This is a genomic window from Phocaeicola sartorii JCM 17136 = DSM 21941 (assembly GCF_054653615.1).
The window spans coordinates 605418-620979 of record NZ_BAAIFW010000006.1; the positions used below are offsets into that span (position 1 = coordinate 605418).

11 protein-coding genes and 2 tRNA genes are annotated in these 15562 nt (G+C 41.4%); all 13 read right to left on the reverse strand.

The genetic code is table 11. From position 1 onward, the window contains the following. Positions 1–14: 14 nt before the first annotated feature. A complete protein-coding gene (locus ACYQ0C_RS19460; protein ID WP_257205114.1) occupies positions 15–2984 on the reverse strand; it encodes a SusC/RagA family TonB-linked outer membrane protein in 2970 nt (989 codons plus the stop codon). Positions 2985–3175: 191 nt separating this feature from the next. Then, positions 3176–3340: a hypothetical protein gene (locus ACYQ0C_RS19465; protein ID WP_159106263.1), complete on the reverse strand. Its 165-nt coding sequence runs from the start codon at positions 3338–3340 to the stop codon at positions 3176–3178. Between the two features lie 75 nt (positions 3341–3415). After that, positions 3416–4345, reverse strand: coding sequence for an alpha/beta hydrolase (locus ACYQ0C_RS19470; protein WP_025077020.1), 930 nt, complete (start codon positions 4343–4345; stop codon positions 3416–3418). A 4-nt stretch (positions 4346–4349) separates the two neighbouring features. After that, on the reverse strand, positions 4350–5741 hold the full coding sequence (locus ACYQ0C_RS19475) for a glycoside hydrolase family 28 protein (protein WP_016277349.1): 1392 nt from the start codon (positions 5739–5741) through the stop codon (positions 4350–4352). A gap of 79 nt (positions 5742–5820) precedes the next feature. Further along, positions 5821–10146: a hybrid sensor histidine kinase/response regulator transcription factor gene (locus tag ACYQ0C_RS19480; RefSeq protein WP_016277348.1), complete on the reverse strand. Its 4326-nt coding sequence runs from the start codon at positions 10144–10146 to the stop codon at positions 5821–5823. Positions 10147–10548: 402 nt separating this feature from the next. Beyond that, positions 10549–10633, reverse strand: a tRNA-Leu gene (locus ACYQ0C_RS19485). A 16-nt stretch (positions 10634–10649) separates the two neighbouring features. Beyond that, positions 10650–10722: transfer RNA gene (locus ACYQ0C_RS19490), tRNA-Gly, on the reverse strand. Between the two features lie 70 nt (positions 10723–10792). Continuing rightward, a complete protein-coding gene (locus ACYQ0C_RS19495) occupies positions 10793–11785 on the reverse strand; it encodes an aldo/keto reductase (RefSeq protein ID WP_016277347.1) in 993 nt (330 codons plus the stop codon). 23 nt (positions 11786–11808) lie between these two features. Further along, a complete protein-coding gene (gene argH, locus ACYQ0C_RS19500; RefSeq protein WP_016277346.1) occupies positions 11809–13149 on the reverse strand; it encodes an argininosuccinate lyase in 1341 nt (446 codons plus the stop codon). Between the two features lie 12 nt (positions 13150–13161). Further along, positions 13162–13566: an SRPBCC family protein gene (locus tag ACYQ0C_RS19505; protein ID WP_025018714.1), complete on the reverse strand. Its 405-nt coding sequence runs from the start codon at positions 13564–13566 to the stop codon at positions 13162–13164. A 96-nt stretch (positions 13567–13662) separates the two neighbouring features. Continuing rightward, the gene (gene pyrE, locus ACYQ0C_RS19510) at positions 13663–14301 is read right to left on the reverse strand and encodes an orotate phosphoribosyltransferase (protein WP_016277344.1); all 639 of its coding nucleotides are present in this window, start codon (positions 14299–14301) and stop codon (positions 13663–13665) included. Positions 14302–14400: 99 nt separating this feature from the next. Continuing rightward, positions 14401–15096: a ComF family protein gene (locus ACYQ0C_RS19515; RefSeq protein WP_016277343.1), complete on the reverse strand. Its 696-nt coding sequence runs from the start codon at positions 15094–15096 to the stop codon at positions 14401–14403. Then, on the reverse strand, positions 15077–15562 hold the full coding sequence (locus tag ACYQ0C_RS19520) for a regulatory protein RecX (protein ID WP_016277342.1): 486 nt from the start codon (positions 15560–15562) through the stop codon (positions 15077–15079). The genes ACYQ0C_RS19515 and ACYQ0C_RS19520 overlap by 20 nt, the downstream gene beginning before the upstream one ends.

The following is a 15562-nucleotide window of genomic DNA, read 5'->3' on the forward strand; positions in this document are numbered from 1 at the left end:
ACTTGTTCGCTTGTTTAAAAATCAACATTAATACCAAATACTGCTTGTTTTGTCATCGGATAGCTCAAAGAACCTCCCCGTTCGGGATCATAATTGTCCAAATGGCTGAAAGTAAAGAAATTCTTCAAAGAACAATAGACACGGATGTTAGAAGCATGAATCTTCCCGATCCATGATTTAGGTAACTGATATCCCAAAGTGATTTCTTTAATCTTCAGATACGAACCATCCACGTATCCCAGTGCATTCAATTTGGAAGAATCCGAATAGCTTTTTTCCGGACGGGGAAATTCATTCGTAGGATTCTCCGGTGTCCAATAGTTTACTTTAATACCCGGATCTCCCTGAATACGGTATGATCCGTAACCGTTGGCTTCCGAATGCAACATTTGCCCTTGTCTCCAATACATGAAAACGCGCAAATCAAAGTTCTTGTATTTGAATGTATTGTTCAACCCCATTACGAAATCGGGAGTTTCCGAACCCAAGATGACACGGTCGCTATCATTGTCTATGGAACCATCCTTATTCTGATCCTTTATCTTTATGCGTCCGGGCTTCTCACCATATTTGGCCGCTTCCTCAGCCTCGTCAAGTTGCCAGATACCCATTTTCTCCAATCCATAATGTGTCTTGATGGCATGTCCTACAAACCAGCCGTTACTGATATCACGGTCGGTTCCATCTGCCAGCTCGGTAATTTTCTCTCTATTCAACGTAAACGTATAATCGGTATTCCAAGAAAAATCCTTTTGGTTGAAATTCTGGGTATTAATAACTAATTCCACCCCTTTATTTTCAGTTTTTCCTACATTATCCCATGCTATGGAATATCCGGTAGAACTAGGTACTTTCTTCTGCATCAGCAGGTCTGATGTCTTTTGTTGATAAATATCCAACGAACCACTGATACGGTTATTGAAGAAACCGAAGTCAATACCGATATTAGCCGTTGCTGTTTTTTCCCAGCCCAGATTATAATTCGGTGTCAAAGCCGGATAGTAGCCATAGGCTCCGTTTTCCGTATTATTTATGAGATAAGCATACATGGTCTTTCCCAATCCTCCCTGAGTCTGATAGGCAGAAACAGCACTGTTTCCCGAAATACCATAGCTCAACCGAAGTTTCAAATTGGAAAGTTGTTCTACATTCTTCAAGAAATTCTCTTCATTCATACGCCAAGCCAGGGCCACGGAAGGGAAGAACCCCCACTGATGATCTTTTGCCAGTACAGATGAACCATCCTGACGCAAAGTCACAGTCATCAGGTATTTCTCATTGAATTTGTAGTTGATACGCCCGAAGAAAGATGCCATAGTGGTTTGTACATAACTGCTGGATATCTGCTGACTATCCTGCAAACCACCCAAATTATAAAACAACATAGTGGATGAAATAAGGTTATGCCCCGCACCTTTATATTCCTCGGCCACATTTTTATATAATGCGTTACCAGCCATCAGGCTCAGATTATGTTTTCCTAATGTGAATGAATAAGCCAATGTATTTTCCCACGACCAATTGACGTCACTATGATTGGTAGCGTCCGCCAGCGAGTAATTTCCCGCTCCGTCCAACGTATATGTATCAGCAAAATGCCCTGTACGGATATCTTTCTTGTCAAAGCCAAAAGTCGAAGTCAGTGTCAAGTCCTTGATAATGTTCCAAGTAGCCCCTACATTCCCCACCAAATGGCTGGTCAGCCGGTTATTTTTATAGGCTCCGGGGACTTCCTCGGCTATGGGACTGATGGTCTGTCCGTCATTAAAAGGAAGCACATTGATGGAGCCGTCTTCATTATAGACATCTCCATAGGGGGAGTAATAAATAGAACGGTTGAAAGGATCACGTCTGATGTTCTGATCCAAATAGGTATACACCACATTGGCATTCAGTTTCAAGTTATCAGTGAGCTTATGCGACAAGGACAAGGTTGCGTTATAACGATCCATATTATCCATCTTCACCAAACCGTCTTCGGACATATATTCAAAAGCCAGATTGAATGTTGTTTTCTCCGTACCATTCGAGATATTAACAGAATGGGACATCTGGCTACCCGTTTGCATCAGCATATCCACCCAGTCTACATTTTGATTGGATTTTACCGCATCATAAGCAGAACCGAAAATCTTGGCATCATCTTCGGGACTTGCCCACTGGCCATCCGCGCGATAAGCCTCTCTCTTGAAGTCTGCCCATTCAGACAGATTCATCCTATCGGGATAAGCAGCCACGGAATTGACGGAATAATAACCGTTATATGAAACCTTGGTTTTGCCTACAGCCCCTTTCTTTGTAGTGATCAAGATGACTCCGTTAGCACCGCGAGAACCATAAATAGCGGTGGAGGAAGCATCCTTCAGAATCTCCATAGATTCTATAACATTGGGATTGATATCAATATCTGTCCCATAGGGTACTCCGTCCACAATAATCAACGGAGCATTCGATGCATTCAATGACCGGTTACCTCGAATGGAAAACGACAGGCCCGAACCTGTCTGGCCACTTGATTTAGTCATATCCAGTCCAGCCACTTTTCCTTGCAGGCTTTCCAAAGCATTCGTCGTAGGAACAGCAACAATGTCCGCTTGCTTGATAGAGGTCATAGAACCAGTCAAGTCCCGTTTCTTTACAGTACCATAACCTATGACTACCACTTCATCCAACTCTTCCGTATCTTCTTTCAAAATTACCTTTACCGGAGTTCCCGGCTTAATGACAGCCTCTTGTGAAAGCATACCGATATAACTGATTTCCAATTTTTTCGTGTCCGCAGGGACCGACAAGGAGAAATTCCCCTCGAAATCGGTAATGGTTCCTACGGATGACTTCCCCGCCACTTTTACATTAGCACCGATGACAGGCTCACCGGCACTGTCAAGAACTGTACCTGTCACGGTAACATTCTGTGCATAAACATTCCCGATACTCATCACCAGGAATGAAAGCACAAACAAAATAAACCTACTTTGTTTCATGTTCTTCATTGTTTTCATTTATAGTATCATTTAAAGTTTTTAGCACTGCAAAGATGCCGTACTTCCCATAACTACCATTGCATTATTCGTTCAAAACTTTATAAAATCCGGTTTTGAAGAAAAGAATAAAAATACTCACCGTAGAAACAAATATAAAACCTGTCCCTACGGTGAATATTATAACATTGTTTTTATAAATAAGTAAATGCATAAGTCTGCCCTGTTTCAGGTGCATCATACCAATAGGAATCTTTCAGTCCCACTCCACGCAATAGAGTTCTCTCGCTAATCAGCAATTCCGGATGCGCAGCCAAAGTTTCCATTCCATAGACCATCCAGTAGCGAAAACGCCACACTGTATCAATGTATTACGGGCTATTTTAATAACTTACGTGTCATTCTATAATTAAATGAATAAATATCATCGACTTTTATAATGGAGAAAGAAATCCATTCTCTATCAACCAAGCTTCAGCCAACTCCGGCCATATAACCGTGCTTCCCCTTTGTGCACGCAAAGAGATGGCATGTCCGCCGGCAGGAAACAGATGCAGTGAGGATTTCTCTATTCCCGCTTTATACAAGGCTGTATAATAAGCGATGCTGTTCAAAGGAGAAACAGCCTTATCATTAGAAGCATGAAACAAGATAGCCGGTGCCGTGTTGCCATCCACTTGTTTTTCCAAAGAAAACAAGTTTCTGAGAGCAATATCCTGTTCCCACTTTCCCAACAGATTTGTCCGGCTACCTTTATGAACAATAGCGTCATCCATCGAAATAACCGGAGATATCAATACAGCAAAAGAAGGTTTACAACTATATGCATCCAGTGCATCGCCCACTCTAGACCAGTCTTCATCAATAGCACACAATGAAGCGGCCAGATGACCGCCGGCAGAACAACCCATTACTCCCACTTTATGAATATCTATTCCATATTCCTCCGCATGAGCACGTATATAGCGAAGGGCACGTTGTCCATCCTGCAAAGGAGCTTTGTAAGATTCTATTACATCCGGTGATTGCGGGAAACGATGTATCAGGACAAAAGCCGTTACTCCCAAGGTATTATACCATTTTGCCAATGCGATACCGCTGATTTCATGTGCCAGTTTCACATATCCGCCACCAGGAATGATCAGTACCGCCGTACCGGTACGCTCGGCCTTTGACGGTTCATAAACATGAACAGCGGGAATTCCGACTTGTACCACACGTTCCCTAGCTACAGAATCAGTAAGAACTATACCTTTGCTATTGGGCATATTATTCTGCCACAAAGGAATTATTTTCTGAGCCTGAAGAGTGACCGTCATCAATGCCATCAAAAGAAAACTTAATAAAAATACGAATCTGTTCATTACTTTATACACCTTTAAAATCCTGTCCATTTACCGTTACATTCTCAAAGTGAATGTTTTCAACACCAATTACTTTATTAATCTCAGGTTTCATCACTCCATCAAAAGTACAATCTTTTACAAAGATATCCCGCGCCCGTATTTTATCTTCAAAACCATCCAGATGCAAAACATACTGACTCTTCTTACTTGTGATATTTTCCAAATGAATATTATGAAAATAAGGAAGATACGGTCCGTCGTCCACATGCCAGTATTTCAATTCAAAGCCTAAAATAGACTCCTTACATTCACCTACCCTAATATTCCGGACAAATATGTTTTCCACTTCGCCTCCTCGCATGGCATTTGATTTTATACGGATAATACGGTCGAGTTCAGGACTGTCCATGGTACAATTTTCCACCCATACGTTACGGCAGCCTCCGGTCACCTCACTGCCAATAGCTACTCCGGCATGACCATCCTTCATTCTGCAATGACGGACTATAATATTCTCACTGGGAATATTCCAGTAACGGCCATCTTCATCACGTCCCGATTTGATGGCGATACAATCATCGCCTGTGTCAAAATCACAATCCTCAATCAACACATCCCTACATGATTCCGGATCACAACCATCATTATTATAACCATGACTCTGCATCTTTACTTTTCTGACAGTGATATTCTCGGACAACAACGGATGAATGAGCCAAAACGGCGAACGGTTGATAGTAAATCCTTCCAATAGAATATTCTTACATTTGTAGAGATTAATAAACTGAGGACGCATGCCATTCTCTCGCATAAATACACGTTCTTTAAAAGGAATAGAATCCTCTTTCATTTCATACAGCAATGTTTTCTCATTTATTTTCTTACCATCTTCCTGTACCATACCGCGAATTCTGCTTTCACTGAACCAATTACTGCTATCAGCCTGGCCATCCATCACCCCATTACCGGTGATGGCAATATTAGTTTCTCCATAGGCATAAATCAACGGAGAGATATTGTAACAATCTATTCCTTCTATGCGAGTCTGTACAGTATCAAAAAGGGAAGGATCTGCAGTAAACTTCAAAATTGTACTGTCAGATAAATGAAGGTTTACATTGGACTTCAAACGAATGGGGGCAGTGAAAAATTCTCCGTCGGGAATAAGCACTTTTCCACCTCCCTGCTCGGAACAAATGGCTATGGCCCGATTGATGGCATTTGTATAAAGCGTGTCTTTCACATCATGATAATCAGTTATCACAAAAGTTCTATCGGGAAAAACGGGAGGTATAATCTGATTACTAACCCCGACCATCCTATCCCACGGAGACACTTCTTTTTCATCGCATGAAGATATGGCTGTTGTCAAAAACAACAAAGATGCCAAAAATTGAACGGTTCTTGTCTGCATAGTATTGTATTATGTTTATAATTCTATGCAAATATAAAGCAAGACACCTATGCGGAAGTTGCAGTATTTAGGCTATTAGTTATACATTTTGCCCAGCAATCGGTTTATGCTTCAATTTATACTCCTTTGGGGTACATCCCATTGCTTCTTTAAACACTCTGCTGAAATATTGCGGAGTAGTGAACCCGCTCATATACCCTACTTCGGATACGGTTAATTCATCCTGTTCCAAAAGTTGGACCGCCCGTTTAATCCGCATCGTTTTTACAAAATCTACGGGAGAAACTCCCATCAGCGATTTCACTTTCCGATAGAATACAGTCCGGCTCATACTCATGGCCTCGGCCAGATCATCAATTCTAAACTCAGAATTCTGAATGTTTTCTTCCACACTCTGAAGAATGTTCCGGATGAAATCATCATCGAAATGAGTAACTTGGGGAGTAGAAGGAGCAAGTTGTTCCATAAGAGCAGTGTCCTTCTCTCCTCTCATTTTTGAAGTATAATAATCATACAATATTTGCCTTTGCTTGAGCAAGGAATCTACCCTGGCCTTCAAATAAGCAGAGCTGAAAGGCTTCGTTATGTATTCATCCGCTCCATATTCCAACCCCTGAATCTGATCATTCAACGAAGACTTGGCAGATAACAGGATGATAGGAATATGACAGATATCACTATTTCCTTTCACTTGTTTCAGGTACTCTATTCCATCCATCTCAGGCATCATAATGTCACTGATCACAATATCAGGCAATTCGCTCAAAGTCATTTCAAGCCCTTGACGACCGTTACCCGCTTCAAAAACCACATACTCCCTGGCGAGTACGCCACAGATAAAATGACGAAGTTCTTCATTATCCTCAATAATAAGAATCCGTGTTTCCTTATCTTCCTCTTCTTCTACAAGATTATCAGGTACCACTGTCTCCGATCCGGAATTTTTACCATCGGCCAGAATAAATTCGGCATTGGCATCAGCATCAAACGTATCGCGACTCCCCGGCAGTCTGACAAAGAAACTGCTGCCCTCACCCAATTTACTGTCTACTCTGACTGTACCATGAAGCAGATTCAATAATTCTTTGACCAATGAAAGTCCTATGCCGGTAGACATATTAGGATCAGCCTCATCCAACGTGTCAAAACGGGTAAACAGACGATTGAGCTTTTGGGCATTGATTCCCCTGCCCTCATCTTTTACTTGCAAACACAAAACCTGTTTCTCGCAAGTAACAGACAAGGAGATAGTCTTCTCATCGGGAGTATATTTAAAGGCATTGGACAATAAATTAAAAAGAATCTTCTCCAATTTGTCCACATCCGTATACATAACAAAGGAATCGAGCGGACAAACCAACCTGAAGTCAATACGGTGCTTATGAGCCATAGGGACAAAATTACCGTAGATTTTTAAAATCAAAGGAACTACATCCACTTGCTCCACCAATACTTTCATCTTATCATTCTGTATCTTGCGAAAATCCAATATTTGATTGATGAGCCGCAACATTCTGTCTGTGTTTCTTTTGGCCACTTGCATATTCTCCAGGCCTGCATCAGATAATTTCTCATTACTGATAACTTCGTCAATGGGACTGGCTATAAGCGTCAACGGTGTACGAAGTTCATGGGATATATCAGTAAAGAAACGCAGTTTCAAGTTAGAAATCTGTTGTTCAAAATCTATCCTTCTTTGCAGGTTAGTAATGCGTAACACAATGCAGATCACTACCAACATAATCACCACAGCCAGGGTGATATAGAGCAATACCGCCCAAACAGTTTCACCAAACACAGGGTCAATATGTATGGACAAAGAAGCCACATTATCAACCCATACCCCATCGGCATTAGTCGATTTGACCTGAAACAGATAATCGCCGGCAGGAACATTCACCAAACTAGCAGAGCGATTAGTTCCAAGCTCTATCCACTGGTCATTCAGTCCCTTAATTCGATATGCGTATTTTATAGCCGGAGAGTTAACATAGTCCAAGGCAGCAAAAGTTATAGTGAAATTACGCTCATCCGGCCGCAGGTACTGAGCCTCATCGTTACTATATATGTCCTGCCTGCGAGAAGTATTATTCTGATAAATGTCAAGATGGGAAAAAACGACAGGAGGAACGAAATCACTCTTATGCAACTCATCGGGAGTTATACATAACGCACCATATAGTGATCCTAAAAGCAATTTACCAGAAGATAGCAGAACAGGCTTGGTCTCTGCCATCTGTATCTGATCTTTATACTCCTCGAGCAGATTCAGACCAGCATCAAATTTGGAAATCTTATTTTCTGAAACGATCCATATATTTCCTTCTTGATCCTCTATGCTGGACAGTGACAAATCCGGTAATCGGTCATTAGTGGCATTGTCATGTTTAAAGTTCAATCTTTCAGATAAACCGCTACCATCATCCAGAATATTAATACCACCACTCAAAGTAGTTACCAGCAGTTTGCCACCCTTAGTTTGGGTTATATCCAATATATCATTATTGCTCAAACTGGAATAACGCTCATCACAAACATTATGAAAAAAACGAATCTCTTCCGGACGGGGAAAATCTGTAGAACAAGACAGTAGTCCGCCAGTAGTACCTATCAAGATCACTCCATCAGCCGCCTCATATAAACAACGCACTTTCTCACATACATGAATGGGATAATTATTGAGAATATTACCGTAATGAATAAACTTCAAATCCCCTCCTGCGGAAGCAGACTCAACCAAATTGATACCTCCACCGAAAGTGCCAATCCATATTCTTCCAGACGAATCTTGCAAAATAGAGAATATAGACTTGGAAGAAATGCTGTAAGGATTATCTTTATCGGGCAGGTAACAGGTTACCTGATAGTTGTCCTCCCCTTGAAAACGGAATAAAAACAAGCCGTCTTCTCTAGTCCCCATCCAGATGTTATGATCTTTATCTTCATAAATACAATACACATCGGCATTAAATGAGACAGACTGATCCGCCACTATTTTTCCTTTTTGCGAAATATTTCCTATCCACTGTCCTAACGAATCATAAAGACAGATGTTTCCCGGTTGAGTTTTATGATTCCGTTTCCAACCAATCCATACACGTTTGCGATGATCCTCCATCAACGAACGGGCAGACTCTTTATGTCTGTTGATTATATAATCCAATCCACTTTGATGAAAAGAAAGATATCCTAATTCACTTCCCGGAGTGGCATACCACAGATTTTTATGATGATCAATAAAATAGCTGAAAGCCTGAAATGAGATTGGTACTCTCACTCCTTTCTCATAAACATAAGCCTGTTCCAAAGATCTAGTCATCGGATTATAGAAATATAACTCACCTTCTACAGGATTCACCCAAATACAACCATACTCGTCCTCATGTATAAAAGTACGAGGCTTGGTAAAAGGAACTTCCTTTAACTTAGGATAACTTAATAAGATAATATCCTCAGTAGTACAATCCAAACGAATGACCCCGCCCGTGACTCCCAGCAACCAAAGAATACCTTTTCTATCTTGATATATATCAGGACTAATCTCTACAGGCATTTTATAAAGAGTAAACTTGCCTGTTTCCGGATTATAAAACCGAATCTCTTTTCTCTGTAAAATAGCGATTTTATGGTCAGATAAAGATGTCAATCCGATAATCTCAGACATAGGTTCATCGGGGACACATGGAACTACATTTTGACTCTGATAGTCATATCGGGCAAAAAAGCCTTTTGAAGTAGCAAGATAGATATCATCTGCATTCTCTACCATAAACTTAAAAGGCATAAGATTTGCCATACTCTTCTTCCCTACAATTGTAGTTCCTTTATTTGTCAGAATCCATTCATCTCCATCCTTGTCCTGCATCACAGTATAGATACTGTCTCCTATGTTATTTTCTGTTTTTCCAGTATATAATTGCACTGACTCCGTAGCAGGAAATCTATTTTCATCCAAACGGAATAACTCATTTTGTACACCTACAGCCCATGTTATCCCTTTACGCAATACATACAGTTTTTCAACTGAGTTCTCCCCCCCCTTGTTGAAAAGAAAGGGATCTTCATACTGATAAGTACGGGTATTAAACAGATAACAATGTTTATCATACGTCTGACACCAAATATTATTCAGAGAACTTTTTTCAATATTGGTAAAACGATGATTCGTTATACGTACATCACTTTCAGGATAAGTTTTATAATTAGTAAAAGAATATCCATCAAAACGCTCTAGTCCGTTCCATGTAGCCATCCATATATAACCATTATCATCCTGAATGAAATTCTGAATATTTTTCTGTGATAACCCATCCTGAACTGAATAATATTTAATATCAATCAAACTCTGACCAAACAAAGGCAAGGCAGAAAAATACAACCATATAAGAAGAATTTGTTTCAACATAGTATTTATCTTTTTCAACCACACAAATATCGGAAAAAGATGTCACAAACCAATAACCTGAATAGTTATTATAATGATTAAACCTGTTTTTATAAGAAATTCTACCATAACATTATATCCACCCAGAAGCATAAAATTTCTTCTGGAAACAAATCATGCAAGTGCGCTGAAATTCTTCCTTTACAAAATTGGACAGTTCTTCGGACAAACACAGGATTTTACAGGTACTCCGATTCTTTTCTATTGAATTATTTTTTTTGCAAAGGTACTACTTTCTTTCAAGTAAACACAGGTTTATTACTAAGTGCCCCCCAATTGATTATCTGTGGCATAAAAGTGGTGCAACCCACAAAAATAAAAATCGCAAGCTATTTATAATTAAAAGCTTGCGATCTTATCCTGTACTCGAAGCGGGACTTGAACCCGCACAGCCGCAATGGCCAAGGGATTTTAAGTCCCTCGTGTCTACCGATTCCACCATTCGAGCATCCTCGACGAGAGAGAGCGGAAAACGAGACTCGAACTCGCGACCCTAACCTTGGCAAGGTTATGCTCTACCAACTGAGCTATTTCCGCGTTTTGTTTTAACGGGTGCAAAGATAAGCCATTTTATAATACCAACCAAACTTTACACCCGTTTTTTTATTCACAATCGTAAAATTCCCTCTATTTCAGCCAATTCTTCATCAGTAAAGGCCAGATTATCCAACGCATGAAGATTATCTGCCAGCTGTTTCACAGAGCTTGCCCCCACAATAACAGAAGTCATCCGTTCGTCTTTCAAGACCCATGCCAATGCCATCTCGGCCAAAGTCTGTCCACGACGTACAGCCACCTCATTCAACCGACGTGCTTTCTCCACTTTATCTTCTGTCACTTGATCTACTTTCAAGAATCCGGTAGCACGAGCCGCACGAGAATGTTCCGGAATACCATGCAAATATTTATTAGTCAGCAATCCTTGTGCCAGAGGCGAAAATGCAATAAAACCGGAACCTTGTTCAGCTGCCAACGGCAATGACTCCGCCTCCACAGCACGTTCAAACATACTATAACGATATTGGCTGATCAAACACGGCACACCGGCACTCCTCAATATTTCATAAGCCGCCTTTGCCTGCACAGGTGGATACTTTGAAATACCCACATACAATGCTTTTCCTTGTTTCACTATATCAATCAATGCCTGCATCGTTTCCTCAACAGGAGTCACACCATCGAAACGATGACTATAGAATATATCAAAGTAATCCAAACCGGTACGGTGCAAACTTTGATCAATACTGGCCATCAGATTCTTACGCGAGCTGTTTCCTCCATAAGGTCCATTCCACATTTCGTGTCCTGCTTTTGAGGAAATAATCAGTTCATCACGGTAACCCTGAAAATTTTCCTTCAGGATTTTACCGAAATTAATCTCTGCACTTCCCGGAACAGGACCATAATTATTAGCTAGATCAAAATGGGTAACTCCACTATCAAAAGCGTATTTAATCATATCGGTCGCCACACCGAAATCGTCCACACTGCCAAAATTATGCCACAGGCCTAAAGAAATACGAGGTAAAAGCAGGCCGCTGTTCCCACAATATTTATACTGCATTTTACTATAACGGTCTGCCGAAGGTTGATATTTCATACCATTACGATTTATAATTATTCTTATCTACCCAGAAGGCTTCGTTCAGCCTGTTCCATAACCGAGAAATTGAACCCGTCCACTACTTGCCGCATCAAACTTTCGATCCTGTCATTACACAAATTACCGATACTACCCTCATGAGTATGATGCACCTTCTTGTTATGAGTGAACTTACCGGCCTCTATGTCCAAGCCCACCTTTTTATAAGCATCACGGAACGGCATGCCTTCAGAAGCCAGACGATTGACCTCTTCCACACTAAATATATAAAGGTAACGGTCATCGTCCAGAATATGTTCGTTGATTTTAATCTTGTCCATAATATAGGCAGCCATCTGCAAACACTCCTTCAATTCCCGGAACGCAGGCAAAAAAACTTCTTTTATAATCTGCAAATCACGAAAATACCCCGAAGGCAAATTATTCATTATCATCATAATCTGCTGAGGAAGAGCCTGCAACTTGTTGCATTTTGCCCGTGTCAATTCAAACACATCAGGATTCTTTTTGTGGGGCATAATACTGGAACCGGTAGTACATTCATCCGGAAGTTTCACAAAGCCAAAGTTTTGGCTGCTGAACATACAAGCATCAAAAGCCATTTTTGAAACAGTCCCGGCAATAGAAGCCAAAGCAAATGCCACATTACGCTCCATCTTGCCACGCCCCATCTGCGCATACACCACATTATAGTTCATCGAGTCAAACCCCAACAAACGGGTGGTCATCTCACGGTCGAGCGGGAAAGAAGAGCCATACCCGGCAGCAGAGCCCAACGGATTGCGGTTGCACATTTTGAATGCGGCCTGCAGAAACATCATATCGTCCACCAGACTCTCAGCATACGCGCCAAACCACAAGCCAAAGGAAGAAGGCATCGCTATCTGCAAATGAGTATAACCCGGCATTAACACATCCTTATATTTATTGCTTTGAGAAATCAGTACATGAAAAAGTTGTTCCACCTCTTCGGCCACTTCTTTTAATTCCGCACGAGTAAACAGCTTCAAATCCACCAGCACCTGGTCATTGCGTGAACGTCCACTATGAATTTTCTTTCCGACATCTCCCAACTTACGGGTCAACATCAATTCCACTTGTGAGTGCACATCCTCTATACCATCCTCTATTACAAATTCCCCTTTTTCGGCAGAAGCATAGATATTCTTCAATTCTGCCAACAAGATTTCCAATTCTCCGGCTGTAAGCAGACCAATGCTTTCCAACATGGTAATATGCGCCATTGAGCCCAATACATCGTGTTTAGCCAGATAAAGGTCCATTTCACGGTCACGTCCTACAGTAAAACGATCAATCTCATCGTTTACCCGGACATTTTTTTCCCAAAGTTTCTGTGCCATAATTTGTTTATTTTAATAAGGAATCATTGATAACATCTCGGCCAGTTTATCCACGCCATCCTGTAAAGGTTTAGTCACCATCGCCTTCATAAACATGTTCACTTCTGCGCGAATGGTCACTTTCAGTTTTGCCTGTCCAGACTCTACCGGCAGAATCTGAATCCACAAATTCATCGGAACCGGAGACTTCTCACTCTCGAATTTAATACATTTATAAGGCTCACGCTCTATAATACGCAAAGTGATGCTTATGCCTTGCACTGTAAAACTCAAAGAGTCTCTGTCAAACTCCATACCTTGCACCTTGTCAGCCAGTTTATCACGTACAGATTCCAAGTTACTCAAATCCGACAACTTATTAAACACCTGCTCCTGACTGTAAGGAACATATTTCACACTACTCTCAAATTGTGCCATAATACCTGCTCTATAAAACACGAAAAGAACAATCCGGAAATCCATAAAAATTCCCGAACGGTTCTCTTCATACTATATTTGTTTTAAAACTATAACTTATTTGCCAGCCTCCCAATGAGCCGGATCCTTTCTCCAGTTGTCCAGAACCGGAACATCCTCTTCATTAATATATCCGGTTTTCAAGGCTGATTCCAATACAGCTTCATAAGTAGTCAAGGTAACCAAGTTTACTTTTGCCGCCTTGAATGCTTCAATTGCCACCGGGAAACCATACGTAAATGCAGCGACCATACCAATCACTTCACATCCGTCACGACGGATAGCTTCCACAGCTTTCAAGCTGCTGCCGCCAGTTGAAATCAAGTCCTCAATAACTACGACTTTCATGCCAGGACGAAGTTCACCTTCAATCAGGTTTTCCAAGCCATGGTCTTTCGGAGTAGAACGAACATACACAAACGGCAGGTTCAATTCTTCAGCCACCAAAGCTCCTTGAGGAATAGCACCTGTCGCCACACCGGCAATAGCATCTACCTGACCGAACTTTTCCAGGACAATACGGCTAATCTCAAGTTTCACAAAATTACGAAGAGAAGGATACGAAAGAGTTTTGCGGTTATCACAATAAAAAGGCGACTTCCAACCGGACGCCCAAGTAAAAGGATTAGCCGGCTGCAACTTGATAGCCTTAATCTTCAGTAATTTCTCTGCGAATAATTTTTCTAAAGTCTTCATAACTCAACTATATCTGATAAATATTGTGCAAAAATATAGAAATACATCGAGATAATGAAAAATCGGACAAGGTATTTTTCTAAAAAATAGTTGTTGTTATCAGGATTCCCCTGCCAACGCCAAAGTAAGCACACTGATACGCAACCCGGGTATGTCACGAAAGGCATCGGCGCAGGAAACAACCGTAGCCCCTGTTGTCAGCACATCATCCACCAGCAGGAGGTGCTTTCCCCTCAGTCCGTCGGGAGAAATACAGGCAAACAAATTTCGCACGTTTTCCCATCTTGCATATTGTCCTTTATGCGTCTGTGTATCATTACACCTGTTCCTTATCACGATTTCAGTATCCATCGGAATACCTGTCACCACCGAAATTCCCCGTGCCAGACACTCACTTTGATTATACCCCCTCAAACGTTTTTTACGTTGATGCAACGGGACAGGGACAATCAGATCTATCCCATCGAAAAAATGGGAATGCATCAGTTCGGACGCCATCACCCGTCCCATCACCTCCCCCACTTCCTGATTACCATGATATTTCAGTTCGTACAACAACTGTCGGACATTCCCTCCTTTTGTATAAAAGAGAAAAGAAGTGGCATGTTCCACCGGTATTTTCCCCCAGAAATTACATTCCACAGCATTATCTTTCCATAAATGGAATCGAGTGCGCGGAAGTCCTGACAAACATTTCAGGCAAAGCACTCTTTCTCCCGTCACCAGCTGCCGTCCACAAAGCAGGCAACTACGCGGAAAAAACAAATTCCAAAGATCAGTCCAGATAGACATCATCTCCTCCGGCCTGCTTTACACAACGGCAGACAGCCTCCATTTCAAATCCTTTACCAACAGCAAAACGAATCAATTTCCCATTCCGCTCGTATTCCGTACATGCTTTCACACTTCTTCTTTTCTGCTCGATCAAGCCGGACAGAATCTCCATATATTCCTGTTCATCTATCTCCTCCAGCCCTTCGGCTATAACATCCGCAGGGATCTTCTTCATGCGCAAAGCCTGACTGATTTTCACCCTGCCCCATTGATTAAAACGGTATTTATCACGCACAAAAGCCGAGCAAAAACGCTTCTGGTCAATGTATCTCTCATCTTGCAAATGCCTGACGATTGTCTCCATCATTTCCGGAGCCGCCCCCCATTGCGACAATTTAGTCTCCACATCCGCCACACAACGTTCCATCGAGGAACAATACGCTTCCGCCTTATACCTCAACTCATTCTCACTTAATTCTCCTTTCAT